Raw genomic sequence first — 17,520 nt, forward strand, 5'->3', positions numbered from 1 at the left:
AACTTTAAATTTGATATTTCCTCCAAAATGATGTGATATAAATAGTAAATAGATGGATTGTTCACTATAATCTAGCAGAACGCACATCCTGATAGATTTCACATCTCATATCAATTACATAGTGGCAACGTTCATCCATTTTAATCATTGGGAGGCTGAATTTATGAAAAAGTTTTTGTCCACAGCTCTGCTCGCAGTTATGTTAACGATTGTCTTCTTCACGGGTTCACAGATCACTCCGGTTGGGCAGCAGAAGGCTTCTGCTGCAACATGTACCATCATCAAAACGTTCACTGGTGTGGCCAACTATCTGAGCGCCAACGGCAAACTGCCATGCAACTACATTACCAAGGCGCAGGCAACGGCACTGGGTTGGGTATCGTCCCAAGGTAATCTCGCTACGGTTGCTCCAGGGAAAAGTATCGGTGGAGACGTGTTCAGCAACCGGGAAGGCTTGCTTCCAGCAGCAAGTGGACGAACTTGGCGTGAAGCGGATATCAACTATACTTCCGGCTTTCGTAATTCTGACCGCATTCTATATTCCAATGATGGCTTGATCTACAAAACGACAGACCACTATGCATCCTTTACTCGCTTGAAATAAGGAAGGACAACACAGACATGAAGAGGGTCATACTGAACGGTGAGGAATTTTCCAGCACGGCAGAGCTGCATGAGCTATTGAAGCAAAAGCTCGAACTGCCAGACTTTTACGGTGCGAATCTCGACGCCTTGTGGGACTGCCTTACAGGCATGATTGAGCTGCCGCTTGAATTAACCTGGACAAACTACCAGATTAGCAAGGAAAGACTGGGGAATGAGGCAGAGAAGGTATATCAGCTGATGTTTGAGGCGGAAGAAGAGGGTATTGGATTCCAATTGAAGACTGAGGACTAGTATATGGATCATAGTTGCAAATTTGAGTACAAAGTGAACAGACCCTGGGGTCTGTTTTTTTGTATTTTGTGGAAATGACTCGTTAAGTAACCGTAAAAAAAGAAGGCATAAACTCATCGTTAAAAATATTTTCACGAAAGGGTTGATTTTCGCATATCATACGTTAAAATAAAATTAACATTAAAAATATTTTCACGTTGAAGGGCGGAGTAATCATGAGTGAAGGTACAGTCGCACAAAAGCAGGGGATCGGGGAATTAATTCGGATCAGGCCTTATATGCAATTTATGCTGAGCAAGATTGTTTCCAGATTTGGGGATTCGATTGATTCCATTGCCTATAGCTGGATGGTGTACATTCTCACAGGTTCAAAGCTGCTGATGGGAACACTGCTGGCTGTCAATTTTTTGCCGAGTATCTTTCTGGGGCTATTTGTCGGCGCGCTGGTGGATCGCATGTCGCCCAAAAAGGTGATTGTACTGACGAATACGGGTCGAGGATTATTTGTTGGCATTACAGCCCTTTTGTTCGGTCTGGGTGAGCTTCAAGTCTGGCATCTGTTCGTCATCACCATTCTGAATTCCCTTCTGGAGTGTTTCGCGTCACCAGCCGAGGTATCCAGCGTACCGCGATTGCTTCCCAAATCAATGCTGCTGTCCGGTAATGCCATGGCCTCATCTGCAACCCGGGTTGCTGAACTCGCAGGGCTTGCAGTGGCGGGTACGTTAATTGCAGCGGCAGGGATCACGTGGACGATTTTGATTGATGCTGTTTTGTTTGCCTTGAGTGCACTTCTGATGAGCCGTGTGGGTTACCCGAAAGCTTCAACATCATCTAACAATGAAAATAAATTATTCAATTCATCTGATTCTCCTCCAGCACGAAAAAGCATATTCTCTGAAATGACGGAAGCCTTTCATTTTATGCGTAAACATGTGTTATTGCTGATCGTCTCGATTCTGTTTGCCTTTGTTAACTTCTGTCTGATGCCATTCAATGTTCTTCGCACGCCATATGTCATTGAAACGTTGCACGCCGGAGCGGGAGGATTAAGTCTGCTCAGTGGGCTGATTGTGGGAGGCATGGTGCTTAGCGGCTTATGGCTGTCTCACAGAGGGTCAAATTACCGTAAAAGTGTGCTGGTCATTGTCGGGATTGTCATGTTGGGGCTCAGTTATGCCATGACTGCACTCCCCGCTTACATGACGTCCTATCAGCTGCCTGTTGCTGCTTTCTTTTGTCTGATGATGGGCATGGGAATTCCGCTCGCCACGACACCCCTTGCGTCCTATCTCATGGAAGTTACGCCTTCCGAGATGCTTGGCAGGGTATATGCCCTTCAAAGTATGCTCGTCGTGAGTGTTGCTCCACTAGGGAGCTTGATTTCAGGAGCTCTTGCAGATTGGGTAGCATTACCGATTCTGTTTATCGTCTTTGGAGTTTTGCTTGCCATGTCAGCTGCTTTAGTGCTTTTGAGCAAGACTTTTCGTACCGTTCTATAATATGGCTTCCTGAATTTTGTGATCTCCAGCCTGTTTTGACCGAAACCCTGTTCGGACGGTATAATATACACATGATGGGCAACAGGTACCCCGGAAATGAGGATACAGGTATGCAGCGCAAAGTACTTTCAACAATTGAAGAAATCAAGGTCTACTCCGATCCGTATCGGATACAGATCATGAATATGTTTAATAGACAGGGCAGACCCTCTACGGTCAAAGAGATCGCGGACCAGATGGGCGAAGTACCAGCCAAGGTACATTATCATGTGAAAAAACTGGAGAAAATCGGTCTGCTCACCATCGTATCCACTCGTGAAATTAATGGAATTATTGCCAAATATTACGATCCCTTCAAGGGAGAAATCCAGCTTCGTAACGAAGATGAAGAGAATTCACCTTTGAAGGAGGTATTTCGCTCCGAAACCTTCAAATTGTTAAATGAAATGTATGAGCAGAGCCGTCGGCGATTTATGAATCAGGCGGAAAACGGGGACCGCATGTTCATCTCGGATATGACGTTGTATGCTAGCCGGGAAGAAGTAGAGCAGCTGTACAACGATATTACGAAGATATGTGAACCCTATTTAACGAAAGGCAGGCATAATGCGGACCAGGAGGTCTTTTATTTATTCAGTTCCCTATCGAAAGATACGGTGAGTAAGCCAGCTTCGGAAACCGATGGGAAATTGAAAAAGAAGGCTTCATCCGATAAGGGCAAGTCTGCTGCCAAAACGTTAAGAACTGCTAAAAAGCGGGATGAATCCTCGTCTGGTGGTCAGTCGGAAGAGTAACCGGAGCATATTTCATCGCTATATTGACGTTTTAACTGTATAAAGATGATATGCTGGACCAAGAAAAAAGCCGCCATTGGCGGCTTTTTCATGCGCAATTTGGCATGATGGAACACATGTATCTATTTTTGCGTAAACGACTTTAATTCGTTCATAAACTACATGTTTTCATCATAGTCTTTTACGTCACGTTTGGCTGCTGTTGCGGGAGAGTTCGATGTGCCATATTCCTCGACGGCTTCCCAGGCGTCAGCGTTATCGAACTTGCCAGCATTGCGCTGTCTTACTTCTCCGGCACCACTCGGCGGCATCGTCATAACTTCCTCTTCAACAGGCCGTTCGTTGCTTAACTCGCGGTTAGGCGTATCATCGATACAGTAGGCTGTGTAAGGGATCGCTTCAAGTCGTTCAAAGGGAATATCCTTACCACAGGTCACACATGAGCCATACGTTCCTTGTTCAATTCGCTCCAAGGCTTCATTAACCTGATTGAACTCGTCGGTTAACGTATCATCGATCGCCAAGTCACGGCTTCGCTCAAACGTCTCTGTACCGGCATCCGCCGGGTGATTATCGTATGATGACAGCTCGCCTGTTGAATCTTTCAGGGATTCGGCTGGAGCACCGTCTTCCATGCTGGATTCAAAATGGCGCTGTAGGTTTTCACGTTGTTCCAAAAGAGCGTTTTTCAGCTGTTGAAGTTGATCTTTGGTTAATGTACTCATAAGGACATGCTCCTTTCCCGCAATGGGGTTGTAGTCAGTCCTTACCCGAATTTCATAAGAAGCAATCAGTTTCGTGTGGAAAGAGGGGCGTTGGATTTTATATCTGGCGGATAATGTGTTATAAAAAATAGAGAGAGAAAATGCGGCGGTATCGAAGGTCTACTTGATGCATACCGCGGCGCGTTTGATAATGGAGGGTTGTCAATATGGATGAGCATATGAAACGAAGATTGGACAAACAAAGACAATTGTTCAAACAATTGGGCGTGCAGCTCGACGCTTTATCGATTCATGAAAAACAATTCAATTATAAACTTCGTGGTTATGATCCGGATGAGGTGGATGCCTATCTTGATTTGGTTATTAAAGATTACGAACGTTTCTATGCCAATATAGCGGATCTGATGGACAAGTGGCAAGAGCAGCAGTTAACGATTCGGGATCTGAAGTCATCTGCGAAGCCAGTGGAAGATCCAACGAAGATTGATCGCAAACAACTGGATGATATTGTGAAACAACTGGAATACAGCGTTCGGCAATTAAAAATCAGGGCACGCCCTGAACAGGACCTGTTCTCCGAGTAAACCTGCACATCCGGGATGATATAAAATCAGCATTTTAATGCTCAACTAAAAGGTGGTTAATCATGAGTACTCATTTTTCGGTCAGTGTGCATTGTTTGTTGTTGTTGTCTTTCAGCGCGCCTGAACGAATCACTTCGGCACTGATTGCAGGTAGCGTGAATACCAACCCTGTTGTGGTCAGACGTATTCTGGGCGGGCTCAAAAAGGCAGGACTGGTAGACTCCTCACCGGGAACAAGAGGATTCTATCTCGCCAAGCCTTCAAGCGAAATCACATTAGCTATGATCTATCAGGCTGCCAAGGATGAAGGCCCATTGTTTCCGATTCACGGTAACTGCAATCCAAATTGCGATGTCGGCCTTCGTATTGATAGCCTTCTGACCAATCTGTACCAGGTTGCCGAAGCTAAAGTGGAACAATTCTTCGCATCCATTACCCTTGAAGATATGGAGCGTTCCTGTTCCCAGATGGAAGTTCTTCCAACACATGTTGAATAAAGCGTAATGTAAGGGAAAGGGAAGGTGTGCTGTACTATGAACATTATTGTCATCTCGGACACTCATTTACCTCGAAAAGCACGTACGTTACCCGAACCCCTGCTTGAGGCGCTGGCAAATGCCGATCTGATTCTGCATGCTGGTGACTGGTCGGACTGGGATGTATACAAGCTGCTCAGCACTTATGCACCCGTTGAAGGTGTTGCAGGCAATACGGACCCGCCTGAAATAGGTCAAAAACTCGGGTTCTCCCGCATCGTTGAGGCGGACGGTTTGCGTCTTGGTCTGGTACATGGACATCTGGGAGCAAAGTCTACCGAGCAGAATGCGATTCATACCTTTGCAGGGCAGCAAGTGGATGCTGTGACTTTTGGACACTCACACATTCCGGTGATGCATACGGTCAATGATGTATTGATCTTTAATCCAGGTTCTCCTACGGATCGGCGGCGCCAGCCCCAGTATTCTTTTGGTATCCTGACGACAGAGTTGGGGAAATTGCAGGCGGAACATGTTTTTTTTGATAAAAAATAGAAGTTGAAACAAGGCATCTCGAATCAGAAGGATCTTCTGATATTCGGGGTGCTTTTTGTTATGTGTGTGTTCAAAAGGATATCTGCAAGTTATCTCTGAATGGGGAATATGGTCTGCTGTTTATCTGTCATTCATCTCTTCGCGTTGCCCCCTATGGAGGCATTCGTATGAATGATACAATGCGTTTATAACCTTGAATTGAATACGTTTACATAAGGAGATGAATGTTGATGAAATTGTCTGTATTCACTGTAGCGACACCGGACTTGACGGCAGATGAATTGGCTTCAGCTGCAGCCGCAGCTGGCATCGAAGGAATCGAATGGAGATATCGCGGAATACCGGCAGACGCTTTGTCCGAAGAACCCTCCTATTGGAGACATAATCGTTGCTCGATCGATCCGGACCAGTGGGAGGAACAGGTACCTGTATTCCGTGAAGCGGCAAAAAAGCATGGCAGACAATCGATTGCATTGGTGCCGTATCTGAGTTGTGGGGATCTGCTTGCTACAGAGCAGGCGTTTCAAACCGCTCAAGCCTTGGGAGCATCCACAATGCGTGTCGGGGTTCCCGGCTATGATCGCAAAACCAGTTATCCTGAATTGTACAAACAAGCTGTGCAATATCTGAGTGAAGTTCAAGAAATGGCTCAACAGTATAAGGTTAAGGCTGTCGTGGAAACTCATCATCAAACGATTGCACCCACTGCATCACTGGCTTATCGGCTTGTGCAATCGCTGGACTCACAGCATGTAGGCGTTTTGTACGATCCTGGCAATATGGTGCATGAAGGGTATGAGAACCATCGTATGGGACTGGAATTGCTGGGACCTTATCTGGCGCATGTGCATGTGAAGAATGCGGGCTGGTTCAAGGATGTATCGAACATGAATTCAAATTCCAGTGTAAATGAACAGAATACAGAAATTTCGATAGCTTCATCCTGGCATTGCCAGTGGACCCCCTTGACCGAAGGGGTGGTGAACTGGTTGCAGGTATTCCGTGACCTGAAATCCGTTGGATATGACGGGTATTATGGCATTGAGGATTTTAGCGGAGTCTTGGAATCGAAAGCAATGTTACAGCACTTTGCAGATGTTTTTGCCGAAATTGAACGTCGTGTGGACGAGGAGGTACAGGTATGAGTTTGGTTCGAGTAGCCGTCATTGGAATCGGAAATATGGGTGCAGCCCATGCCAGAACGTTGGTAGCAGGAGAAGTACCTGGTGCAGAACTGGTGGCTGTGTGTGATGTGAGACAAGAAATGGAGAGCTGGGTATCCAGCAACCTTCCGGCTTCAGTCACCTATTGGCAGGATGCGGAGCAGATGATGTCATCGGGGACGATTGATGCGGTCATTATAGCAACCCCGCATTATGACCATCCCGAAAAGGCCATTCAGGCTTTTCAGTATGGCCTGCATGTCATGATTGAGAAGCCTGCCGGAGTATACACCAAACAGGTACGCAAGATGAATGAAGCGGCTGCTGCCAGCGGCAAAGTGTTTTCCATGATGTACAACCAGCGAACCAATCCTTTATATATCAAGCTAAGGGATCTGATTGCCTCAGGGGAACTGGGTGAGGTACGGCGCACCAACTGGATTATTACGAATTGGTATCGGTCCCAAAGTTATTATGATTCAGGCGGCTGGCGTGCAACCTGGGCTGGTGAAGGGGGCGGTGTCCTGATCAATCAGGACCCTCATCAACTGGATCTGTGGCAATGGACCATTGGCATGATGCCGGTTCGTATGCGTGCCTTCTGTTTATTCGGCAAATACCGGAACATTGAAGTGGAAGATGATGTAACGGCATATGTCGAGTATGAAAATGGAGCAACAGGTGTATTCGTGACCACGACGGGTGAAGCACCGGGCACCAACCGATTCGAAGTTAATGGGGATCGCGGTAAAATTGTCATTGAAGATGGTCAATTGACCTTCTGGCGTCTTCGTGAACCCGAGCCTGAATTCAATCAAAGGTTTACCGGAGGATTTGGACAGCCGGAATGCTGGAAATGCGAGGTGCCGATTAGCGGTGTAGAAACCGGACATCCTGGACTGATTCGTAACTGGATCGATGCAATTCGAAATGGAACCCCGCTCATCGCTCCTGGGGAAGAGGGTATCCATGGCTTAACTTTGTCCAATGCGATGCTGCTGTCGACCTGGACCGATAACTGGGTGGATTTGCCGATCGATGAGGATTTGTTCTATGAGCATTTGCAGCAGCGGATTGCCAGTTCAAATACAAAGAAAGACAAGGCAGGAAACAGCAATCAGCCTGCTGATCTGTCACAGACATTTAAGTAATGTTAATTTGTGAAATGCACGCAGAATCCAGAGACTGATTTTCAATACGTAATATAAAATACAAATTCAAATGCCTATAGGGGAAGGATGAAGAAGACATGGCAAAAGACGGAATGTTCTATGCTCCAAAGAGTCTGAAAAAAGAGGTCGTATGTGGTCCAGGTGAGTTTACCATTGCTGCTGTGGCGTTGGACCATGGACATATCTATGGTATGGTTGGCGGGCTGGTGGAGGCTGGGGCAACGCTCAAATGGGTATATGATCCTGACCCAGCTAAAATCGAGGCTTTTCGGAAACAGTTCCCGCAGGCACAGATCGCCGCATCTGAAGCGGATGTACTTGCTGACGATGAAGTAGAGCTCGTAGCTGGAGCAGCCATTACGTCGGAGCGTGCGCCACTTGGCATGAGAGTGATGGCCGCAGGTAAAGATTATTTTACAGACAAAGCCCCTTTTACTACATTGGAGCAACTGTCCCTTGCGCGTGAAGAGGTTAAACGCACTGGGAAGAAATATATGGTCTATTACAGTGAACGTCTGCACGTGGAAAGTGCAATCTATGCCGGACAACTGATCGAACAGGGAGCCATCGGCAAGGTTGTTCAGGTTATGGGGACGGGGCCACACCGATTGAACGCGGGTGGTCGGCCTGAATGGTTCTTCAAGCATGAAAAGTATGGCGGCATCCTCTGTGATATTGGAAGTCATCAGATCGAGCAGTTCCTGACCTTTGCTTCTTGTACGGATGCAGAGGTAGGCTTCAGTAGGGTGCATAACTTCAATCATCCGCAATTCCCTGAACTGGAGGACTTTGGAGAAGCTTCTCTTATCGGTAACAATGGTGCTTCCGGTTACTTCAGGGTGGACTGGTTTACACCGGATGGCCTGGGCACATGGGGCGATGGGCGAACAGTTATTTTGGGCACAGACGGATACATTGAGCTGCGTAAGTATATCGACGTGGCTAGGGAGCCTGAAGGCGATCAGGTGTACCTGGTTAACCACGAAGGGGAGTATCGCTATAGTGTCAAAGGACAGGTCGGTTATCCGTTCTTCGGTGAACTGATCCGGGATTGTCTCGATCGAACAGAGAATGCGATGACACAGGAACACGCGTTTAAGGCCGCAGAACTCTGCTTGATTGCGCAGCATAAGGCAATGAGTGAGAGAGTGGTATGGAGTAGTGGTGCGAAGTAAACGGTTTTATTTAAAATAGTAATTAGATTATGTAAGGAGAGAGCAGCCAGGTGTATAGGCTGCTCTTTTGTTTGTTGTGGTACCTTCGCAAATGGAACAATATGGTTTATTATGAAAGTAGTTCAGAAACTGAGCTGAATATGTGGTGTTTACGAAGTACATACATTAAATGTTATCTGCAATTACTAATAACTTAAAATATATAGGGGAGTGATAAGCTTTGACCGCAACCTTCACTAAAGTTGCTGGAATTGGATTTGTTCTTTTAGCTATATTGAGACTCACACCTTTTATTAATATTACCGGAAAGTGGTTGCTATATATATCTATAGCAGCATTTTTTCTTATTCTATGCGATCTTATTGAATTTGCGATTGAAAGAATAATAGCAAATAAGAAGTTAAGATCGAGTAAATTTCTTATGACTCTACGTTCTTTGTTTCTTAGTTGTGCTGTACTAGCTATTATTGTTTTACCAAATATAAAAATAGATCTATCTGTTAAGCAAGTGAATACTTTTGGTGATGCAGTTACATTAATTAGTTTAGGTATAGCAATAACGTTAATTGGTTTTAAAACCGAAAGAAAAGAATCTATTTTAATAATGAGTCAGGAGAAAAAGCAGAACGAGATTAAAGAGTTTTTAAATTCAAATGAAGGGGGAGAAATCATTAAAAAACACATTGAAGAATTATCACAAACAAGCAAGTAGAAAAGTAATAATTCAGAGTTAAATTCTAAGAAGCAGTAACAGCAGATAACATAATATTCACGCTGCGGCTCCGTAGGAACCTTGGTCTGCTAGATGGATTTCAAGGAGGCATTTTAGCAGACAATCCCTTTGGGGTTCATGAATACAGGAACGTTATATGAAATAATGCCTCAAAACAATTGAAAGAGCCACATTCCCAATCCCCTGTTGCTTGATGAATTATATTAATGTTGATGATTATGAAAACAAATATCGGGCAGGAAAATAGCAAATGTATCGATGGTATGATAGGGAGCATAGTTCAAGGTCAGGAAGGTGGAATTCTATTTTACCAGGGAGGAGTGGATTGAGGAATATGGGCAGTTCAAATCAATGGGATGCAGAATGGGAAGTATCAGAAGAATTAGCGCATAAATTAATAAGCACTCAGTTCCCACAATTAGCTTCAAAGAGCGTGCGAAAACTGGGATACGGCTGGGATAACACGGTGTATCTTGTCGGGACCGAATATGTATTTCGATTTCCAAGAAGAGAAGTTGCAATTCATTCTTTAAGGATGGAAGGAAAGATATTGCCTAAGCTTAAAGACTATTGTTCCATTGCCTATTCGATCCCGTTACTTTTTGGGGTAGGGGATTATGGTTATCCAGCACCCTTCTTAGGCTACTCCTATTTATCCGGAGAATTTCCAATCGGATTAACTGACAAGCAGCGTGCGCTTTCAGCAAATACGCTTGCGGTATTTCTAAAAAGCTTACATGCATTCCCCGTGCAAATTGCCCAGGAAAATGGAGTTCAACATGATCATAGAAATCTGACTGATCTTGCGATGCGCAAAGAAAAGATGCATAAATTCCTTTCCGATATTGCACTACATCTATGTGATGAGGAGTATCGTGCTTTATCGAATTATATCGAACAGCTTAAAACTAAAAAAGTGAAGCAAAAGTATACATTCCTTCATGGCGACCTTCATTTCAAAAATATGTTGGTAAATGAGAGTGGAATCATTTCAGGAATTATCGACTGGGGAGATATCAACATAGGTCATCCTGCTTGTGACCTGAATGTTGTGTATAGCTTTTTACCACCGGATGCGCGTTCAAACTTTTTCAAAGTATATGGGGAAGTTGATGAAGAAACGAAGATCTTAGCTCGATTGATTGCCATATATATCCCCATTTTAATCATGCTACAGGCAATTGATCATAATGACATGAGTTTAATTGATGAAGCAAAGGCGAACATAAAACGTGCTCTCGCTGATTAAGATTTGTCATTCCGTAAAAAGAAAACGATTGTTGATTCGATTAATAAATATCTCTGAAAATATAACGAGGTTCGACGTCTTGTCTGTAATTCGAAGAAGTGGGGCATTCCATTAGATAACATCGCATTCACGCATCGGGCCTAACGGCCCTTGGTCCCGGAAGTAGGGGAGAGTAAATGATTGTCGGGACACATCCGCACCGACTAACCGCATCGCGGCCGGCAGCAAGTTGCCTTAAGTCGGTGGGACGTCGTGAATGCAAGAACGTTATATGAAATCAGGGAAATACCCATATAAAGGAGTTAGACAGGAAGTTCTAATTTCTTCTCCATTAGATAAGTTGGTTAGTAATTGTTTACAAAGGGGGTCAACATGAAAATCTATTCACCGAAAGTAACTATAGCTGGGGGGAGACGGCATACCGTTGCAGTTAAATCTGACGGAACGGTTATGGCTGTAGGTGATAATAAATGTGGCCAGTGCAATATAAATGGTTGGAGTGATATTGTATCAGTGGCGGCTGGTAACGTCCACATGGCGACGAACACAGGTAATTCTCATACAATCGGTCTTAAATCTGATGGTACAGTAGAGGCTGTAGGCTGGAATAAGCATCATCAATGTGATGTAAATGATTGGCGAGATATTCAAGCAGTAGCAGCAGGGTGGAGTCGTACCGTCGGACTTAGATCAGATGGCTCTGTGGTGGCTGTGGGTAGAAATACTGAAGGACAGTGCAATGTAGGTGGCTGGAGTGATATGGTGGCAATAACTGCTGGTGACTGGCATACTGTTGGTCTTAAATGTGATGGAACGTTGATGGCTGTGGGCAATAATCGGAACTCTCAATGTAATGTAAACGGATGGTTCGATATTATAGCTTTAGCTGCCGGTTACCTTCATACCGTCGGACTTAAATCAGATGGTACGATGGTAGCTGCGGGGACGAATAAGCATAACCAATGTAAGGTAAGCGATTGGCGCGATATAGTGGCTGTAGCGGTGGGGAGTTATCACACTATCGGGCTCAAATCTGATGGAACAGTGGCGGCTGTGGGTTTGAATAAACACGGCCAGTGCAATGTGCATGACTGGCATGACATTGTGTCAGTAGCAGCGGGATGTGCTCATACTCTCGGACTTAAATCAGATGGCACGGTAGTTTCAGTGGGTGATAATGAATATGGTCAATGTAATGTAGATGACTGGGGTTGTATTTAAATTCCTGGAAATTAAGCATTGTAAGAATCTTCAAGGATGCCCCTGAAATCATATAACATCGTATTCAACGCTGCGGAACGGCAAGCCGATCCTTGGTCCGAAAGAGGCATTTCGGAGAAGCAGATTCACCGGACGCATCACACCGCTTAACTGCCGCAAGCGGCAGCCGGACCTATGGTCCTTAAGGCGCTGGAACGTCGTGAATACAGGAACGTTATATGTAATAGCCGCAAAGAAATAATAAAAAAATAAAAATACTTTGGAGGTAGGGTTTTCAAATACACACTTATGTATAGGAGGAGGCGAATGATATGACGATAATGCCTATTATAGTAATGGTCTTTGTATTTGTACCTACCATTGTACTCATGGTAAACATGCCTTATTTAACAAGAGAGACGATTAGTTTTGGGGTCACCGTCAGTCCTGTACAATTCCACAGTGAGCCTCTGCGCCAGATGCGGAAGTCATATGCTAGGATTAGTGCTGCCTTGCATACCATCCTATTCATCGTTTGTATCATCTGCCTAATATACGGTGATGAGCATTCCAAGCAACAAAGTTGGATCATTGTCACTTATTCACTCGTCATGGTCGTAATCTCCCTAGTCATAAACATTAGCTATCATTTCAAAATGAAAAGGTTACTACCTATGCTGCCTATTGCTCCGGAACCATCGGTCATGGCAGTGGACACTGGATTTCGGAAAAGAAACATTGGCTTGTCTAGTCATTGGTTCCTCATTCATGTTTTAATTATTGTTGTTAGTATTGTAACTGTGCTACGCAACTACGGTCTGATCCCTGATCAGATTCCGATCCATTTCAACAGCAGTTGGAACGTAGACCGCTATGCAGCTAAATCTTATAGTTCTGTGTTTATGCCTACGATAATGCAAGTGTTCATAACACTTTTGTTCATATTTGAGAACTGGAGTATTCGCAGAGTGAAGCATCAGGTTCAACCCACTGATCCTAACCGTTCCATCAGACAAGACGTAACATTCCGCCGTACTTGGTCAATTTTTATGATTACAGCAAGCTTCTTAATAGTTATCCTGTTTTCCGTCGTGCAACTAAACATGATATCTCTGCTTAACATCAATTTCGCTATCCCCATTATCCTAATCATAATAGCCTTTATCATCCTATACGCTTTCGCCTTATCGTTCTGGGCTGGTCAGGGCGGAAGCCGCTTGGAGCGATCTGCTGATCACTCCAATGCCAGACCTGTCCATGATGATGATAAATGGCTATTAGGTATGATTTATTTTAATCGCAAAGATCCAAACCTAATCGTCGAGAAAAGGTTCGGAGTCGGCTGGGGATTAAATTTTGGTCACCCAGTAACTTGGTTGATTTGGCTCGGAATTATTGTACTGTTAGTTGTGGTGCGGTAAACAGTATCATTAAAAGCATCAGTAATCTCCCTGCTCGTATAACTACAAATCACATTCAATATTAAATACTGTCGCTCTACGCCCCTTGGTCGTCCCGATGAATAATCATAGGAGATAACTCGCGGACGACACACGAGTCGACCTAAGATAAGAGCTATCTATGGTCGGCTCGCGTCGTGAATACAGGAACGTTATCAGAAATCTTCATAAATACTTTATTTTTTTTCTGGGGGCATCTCAAGAATGAGTAAAAAAACAATAATTATTGAAGATTACAACAATGAATGGCCTGAAATGTTTTCTGATCTGAAATCCATAATAGAACATAGACTCGGGGATCTACTACTTAGAATCGAGCACGTTGGTAGTACAGCAGTACCTGGACTAGCGGCAAAACCTATTTTAGATATTGATGTAGTAATTGATTCTATGGACTTGCTTCCAGATGTAACTCAAGGATTAGAAAGTTTAGGTTACTATCATGAAGGGAATTTGGGTGTTGAGAACAGAGAAGCTTTTGCAAGAAAAGATGCAAATGTTCCCTATAGTATTGTAAAAATACAGAAACCTGAACATCATTTATATGTTTGTAATAAAGAGAGCAAAGAGTTATTAAGACATATATCCTTCAGAGATGCATTAATTAGCAATCCCGAATTTGTAGTCGAATATGCCAATCTAAAGAAAGAACTGGTTATTAGGTATAGAGAAAATCGCCAGTCTTATACGGATGGGAAGACCGAATTTGTAAATAAAGTACTTAATGAATGTGGAAAGACTTTGTAGGTAGGTCAAGGGAACGAAGACATCGGATAACATTGTATTCACCGAACGGGCTAACGCTCCTTGGTTTGCCAGAGGTATTTCGAGGAAGTCGTATCAGGCAGACAATCCTATGAAACTAAGTCTTCGACCCAGCAGCTGATGCTCCTTTAAGCCTCTCGGGTTCGTGATACGCAAGTTTGTGAAACCTTTATGAAATAACTAATTTCTCAAAGTCTATTTTTAAACCATATTTGTAAAGAAAATCGACACCTAATATTGCATCGAAGCCATATGGTTCTTTGGTAAGTCCTAGTTGGATAGTAAAATCTTTAAGCACAATGCTATCAATAGAGAGATCTGAGACAATCTGCTGATAACATAATTCACTTGAACCCCCTACTCCATACATCCTTACCGATTTCCGTTGATAAAGTCTATATCTATGCCAATTGGTTCTACAAGATCAGTATCAAAAATAGTTGTGGAGCATCCGGTATCCAGAAGGAGATTATTCAGAAGAGTTGATTTATTCTTGTAAGATAGAGGAAGAGTAACAAAGGCAAACCATTTACAAGATGGATTTTCATCGATGGCCTCTAATCCCGGTAAAGGATTGCTCGATGACTTCAATAAATTCATTTCCGGTGTAAAAGACATAGAGTTCTCTAGTTGGTTCTGACAAATGAAGTTTCTTATAGGAGGCCCAAGCACGCTTAGGGTCGTCATAATCAGAAACAACTGACATTTCTTCAATCGTTCTTATATGGTTAGTTGATTGAGTGGCAAGAGCTTCAACTAGAACCCAACGATTAGGGTAGATTTCACGGATGGACTCCATTTCATACATGAACACCTCCGAAAGGACTTATATTTTCATTGTACAATCCCATTTTGAAACATTCAATGATAGTGATTTCGAAGGAGAACGAACCAGCGTATAACAACGTTTTCCTACTGCGTCGCGTTCGCTCCAAGATCTGGAGAGGATCTTCAATGAGGATAATCAGGCAGACAACCCTGCGATGCTAAGTGGCGGTGCCACCCAGTCACTAAGCCTCTTTTAAGCCTCTCGGGTTCAGGAACACATAAAACGTTATGCGCCATTACCGGTAAATATTAAAGATAATATTTAAGGAGATAATTATGAAAGGTAAGATACTCGTATTATTTTTTATTACGATAATGTTTTCATCTTGTCAAAGCGAAACTAAATCAATAATAAATTCTGAACTGCCTCCTGATGTAGTGAGTACAGGTAATGGAACAGAACCGAAAGAAATAACTGAAGGTCGATCAGATGCTTCTAACAATGAAGTGTTATCCATGAGCATTGGGAACCTTGATTTGAAAGGAGAATTTTATGATGAAATGCTTCGAAATCCTATAGATCATGATTATGAAGTGGAATTTAATGAATTTCAAAATTCCAAAGAGATTATTACAACATTGGGATGGGGGGCGTTGGAGAGCAAATATACAGAGATTTGGGATAAAGAATTGAATCAAATATATAAAAAGCTTCTTTCTAAGTTGGATAGAGAACCAAGAGAAGCACTAATTGAATCGCAGAAAGAATGGTTACAGTATCACTTAAAAGAAACAAAATTTGTAGAGAAGACGTTTATTTATAATGGTTACCTTGGATCAAAAGGATCAGTAAGCTTAGTCACGGTTATACGGGAGAGAATTAGGGAAAGAACAATGCAATTATTTGAATATCGATATTTGCTAGATGGTGAAGTTGAGTTTTTATACCAAAGTAAAAAATAGAGTTGGAATCTTGATCAAAGATTTTTAGGTGATGCTTTGAAGACAGTAACGGCGCATAACAATGTATTCATGTTGCGGGGCTACCACCCCTTGGTTATCAGATGTATAATCATGGAAGAACACTCAGACAACAAACGAGCCAGCTTAAGATAAGAGCTATCTAAGGCTGGCTCGTTTCGTTATACAAGAACGTTATATGTTTCGGAACGACGAAAAAAGAATAATCAATAAAGGAGATTACCTCAATGTGTACTAGTTTCGCTGTTCATTTAGACAAGACATTTATTGGTATGAACTTCGACATTTCTCGAAGACCAATCAAAATTGTTTTGATTGGTGAAGATCAACTATTAGTTCTTCAGAATGATGATGGACAATTTTATCCAGCATTCGGTTTGAATAGTAGTGGTACATTCATGAACTTATTAATGGTCGATCCAATTGAAGAAGGCAAATATAGACGTGGAAAGAATTGCGTACATATTATGAAATTGTTTGATGAAATTCTTTCAGGACGGATTGAGTTATCTCAATTAAGTGAATATTTAACCCATAACGTAATTGTTAATGTCCCGAGTCATAGTGTCCACAGTTTGATAGCCGGGAGAAATCGGAAGACATTTATTGTTGAACCGGGAAGAAAGAACATTGATATTAACTCTTCCGATAGGGACTTCATGGTACTAACTAATTTTCCTGTATCGGACAATTTAGATAATGAACATAAGACTTTTGAAGGACCAGGAAATGATAGATATATAAAGGCCTATGAAGTCATTACACATAACAAAGAAACATTTAATATCGCAACAGGCCTTAACTTGCTTAAGAATACTGCTCAGCAAAGTGGGGATTATCCAACCCAATTTTCGCTTATATTTGTTCCAGAAGAAAGTAAAGTTCATTTTACTTTGAATGGAGATTTTACAAAGATATTTGAATTCTCATTTATCAATAAGCAAATTCAGAGTATTGAAGGTTTTACAAGGAATATTAGTCTTAAACTTACCAAAAAAGGTGTGTTGCTTTCAGAACTTGAAGATTGGTAATGACTGTACAGATATAGGAATAGGATGAATGGTTTGAAAGGTGGTGAAGTTCTAGATCATGAAACCAGAAATGAAGTATAAAATAATGATATTTCTTTCAAGTATAAGCTTCCTCTCAACCATGTATGGAATTCTATTTTTGATCGGCGTGCCATTCTCAGAGCCAGCAATTATTGGAGTCGTAATTGGTACAGTTTACGGATCATTCGCGAAAACAATTGATTATAAGAGCAGAGATAAATATATAGGAATAATCTCTGTAATTGTATTGATAGCTATACTTCTTTTAA

The 17,520-nt window shown here is 42.7% G+C and carries 20 protein-coding genes; 18 read left to right on the forward strand and 2 right to left on the reverse strand.

The genetic code is table 11. The annotated features are described in order from the left end of the window. Positions 1-163: 163 nt before the first annotated feature. The 4 genes from P364_RS0111840 to P364_RS0111855 all read left to right on the forward strand — a co-directional run bounded on the left by P364_RS0111840 (position 164) and on the right by P364_RS0111855 (position 3,193). Positions 164-604 carry a ribonuclease gene (locus tag P364_RS0111840; protein WP_024630338.1) on the forward strand — a complete coding sequence of 147 codons (441 nt, stop codon included), beginning with the start codon at positions 164-166 and terminating at the stop codon, positions 602-604. A 17-nt stretch (positions 605-621) separates the two neighbouring features. Then, positions 622-897, forward strand: a complete 276-nt coding sequence (locus P364_RS0111845) for a barstar family protein (RefSeq protein ID WP_024630339.1) — start codon at positions 622-624, stop codon at positions 895-897. Between the two features lie 215 nt (positions 898-1,112). Next, positions 1,113-2,399 (forward strand): MFS transporter, encoded by a 1,287-nt coding sequence (locus tag P364_RS0111850; protein WP_024630340.1) that lies wholly within the window; start codon positions 1,113-1,115, stop codon positions 2,397-2,399. A gap of 110 nt (positions 2,400-2,509) precedes the next feature. Further along, on the forward strand, positions 2,510-3,193 hold the full coding sequence (locus P364_RS0111855) for an ArsR/SmtB family transcription factor (protein ID WP_024630341.1): 684 nt from the start codon (positions 2,510-2,512) through the stop codon (positions 3,191-3,193). A 158-nt stretch (positions 3,194-3,351) separates the two neighbouring features. Here the strand turns inward: P364_RS0111855 and P364_RS0111860 are convergent, their stop codons facing one another. Beyond that, on the reverse strand, positions 3,352-3,918 hold the full coding sequence (locus tag P364_RS0111860; protein ID WP_024630342.1) for a TraR/DksA C4-type zinc finger protein: 567 nt from the start codon (positions 3,916-3,918) through the stop codon (positions 3,352-3,354). 206 nt (positions 3,919-4,124) lie between these two features. Here P364_RS0111860 and P364_RS0111865 point away from each other — a divergent pair, with 206 nt between their 5' ends. From P364_RS0111865 to P364_RS0111920, 11 genes are all read left to right on the forward strand, one after another. Then, complete coding sequence (locus tag P364_RS0111865) at positions 4,125-4,502, forward strand: DivIVA domain-containing protein (RefSeq protein ID WP_024630343.1); 378 nt, start codon at positions 4,125-4,127, stop codon at positions 4,500-4,502. A 62-nt stretch (positions 4,503-4,564) separates the two neighbouring features. Continuing rightward, positions 4,565-4,999 carry an Rrf2 family transcriptional regulator gene (locus P364_RS0111870; protein WP_024630344.1) on the forward strand — a complete coding sequence of 145 codons (435 nt, stop codon included), beginning with the start codon at positions 4,565-4,567 and terminating at the stop codon, positions 4,997-4,999. Between the two features lie 36 nt (positions 5,000-5,035). Continuing rightward, the gene (locus P364_RS0111875; RefSeq protein WP_024630345.1) at positions 5,036-5,533 is read left to right on the forward strand and encodes a metallophosphoesterase family protein; all 498 of its coding nucleotides are present in this window, start codon (positions 5,036-5,038) and stop codon (positions 5,531-5,533) included. Positions 5,534-5,763: 230 nt separating this feature from the next. Further along, on the forward strand, positions 5,764-6,678 hold the full coding sequence (locus P364_RS0111880; RefSeq protein WP_024630346.1) for a sugar phosphate isomerase/epimerase family protein: 915 nt from the start codon (positions 5,764-5,766) through the stop codon (positions 6,676-6,678). Beyond that, positions 6,675-7,847, forward strand: coding sequence for a Gfo/Idh/MocA family protein (locus tag P364_RS0111885; protein WP_024630347.1), 1,173 nt, complete (start codon positions 6,675-6,677; stop codon positions 7,845-7,847). The genes P364_RS0111880 and P364_RS0111885 overlap by 4 nt, the downstream gene beginning before the upstream one ends. A 98-nt stretch (positions 7,848-7,945) precedes the next feature. After that, a complete protein-coding gene (locus tag P364_RS0111890) occupies positions 7,946-9,043 on the forward strand; it encodes a Gfo/Idh/MocA family protein (RefSeq protein WP_024630348.1) in 1,098 nt (365 codons plus the stop codon). Between the two features lie 220 nt (positions 9,044-9,263). Then, positions 9,264-9,755, forward strand: coding sequence for a hypothetical protein (locus tag P364_RS0111895; RefSeq protein ID WP_029880937.1), 492 nt, complete (start codon positions 9,264-9,266; stop codon positions 9,753-9,755). Positions 9,756-10,110: 355 nt separating this feature from the next. Then, positions 10,111-11,025 carry a phosphotransferase gene (locus tag P364_RS0111905; protein ID WP_024630349.1) on the forward strand — a complete coding sequence of 305 codons (915 nt, stop codon included), beginning with the start codon at positions 10,111-10,113 and terminating at the stop codon, positions 11,023-11,025. 372 nt (positions 11,026-11,397) lie between these two features. Then, positions 11,398-12,246, forward strand: coding sequence for an RCC1 domain-containing protein (locus tag P364_RS0111910; RefSeq protein ID WP_029880938.1), 849 nt, complete (start codon positions 11,398-11,400; stop codon positions 12,244-12,246). 311 nt (positions 12,247-12,557) lie between these two features. Beyond that, positions 12,558-13,646, forward strand: a complete 1,089-nt coding sequence (locus tag P364_RS0111915; protein ID WP_024630350.1) for a DUF1648 domain-containing protein — start codon at positions 12,558-12,560, stop codon at positions 13,644-13,646. A gap of 243 nt (positions 13,647-13,889) precedes the next feature. Next, positions 13,890-14,432 carry a GrpB family protein gene (locus P364_RS0111920; protein ID WP_024630351.1) on the forward strand — a complete coding sequence of 181 codons (543 nt, stop codon included), beginning with the start codon at positions 13,890-13,892 and terminating at the stop codon, positions 14,430-14,432. 562 nt (positions 14,433-14,994) lie between these two features. Here P364_RS0111920 and P364_RS0111930 read toward each other — a convergent pair. After that, positions 14,995-15,258, reverse strand: coding sequence for a hypothetical protein (locus P364_RS0111930; RefSeq protein WP_024630352.1), 264 nt, complete (start codon positions 15,256-15,258; stop codon positions 14,995-14,997). Between the two features lie 296 nt (positions 15,259-15,554). On the opposite strand from P364_RS0111930, the gene P364_RS0111935 reads away from it, so the two are divergent. The 3 genes from P364_RS0111935 to P364_RS38195 form a co-directional block, all read left to right on the forward strand. Continuing rightward, positions 15,555-16,181 (forward strand): lysozyme inhibitor LprI family protein, encoded by a 627-nt coding sequence (locus P364_RS0111935; RefSeq protein ID WP_024630353.1) that lies wholly within the window; start codon positions 15,555-15,557, stop codon positions 16,179-16,181. Positions 16,182-16,426: 245 nt separating this feature from the next. After that, positions 16,427-17,230, forward strand: coding sequence for a hypothetical protein (locus tag P364_RS0111940; RefSeq protein WP_024630354.1), 804 nt, complete (start codon positions 16,427-16,429; stop codon positions 17,228-17,230). 58 nt (positions 17,231-17,288) lie between these two features. Next, on the forward strand, positions 17,289-17,520 hold a 232-nt coding region (locus P364_RS38195; RefSeq protein WP_029880940.1), incomplete at its 3' end, for a hypothetical protein.

The sequence above is a fragment of the Paenibacillus sp. MAEPY2 genome, from assembly GCF_000499205.1.
Taxonomy (GTDB): domain Bacteria; phylum Bacillota; class Bacilli; order Paenibacillales; family Paenibacillaceae; genus Paenibacillus; species Paenibacillus vandeheii.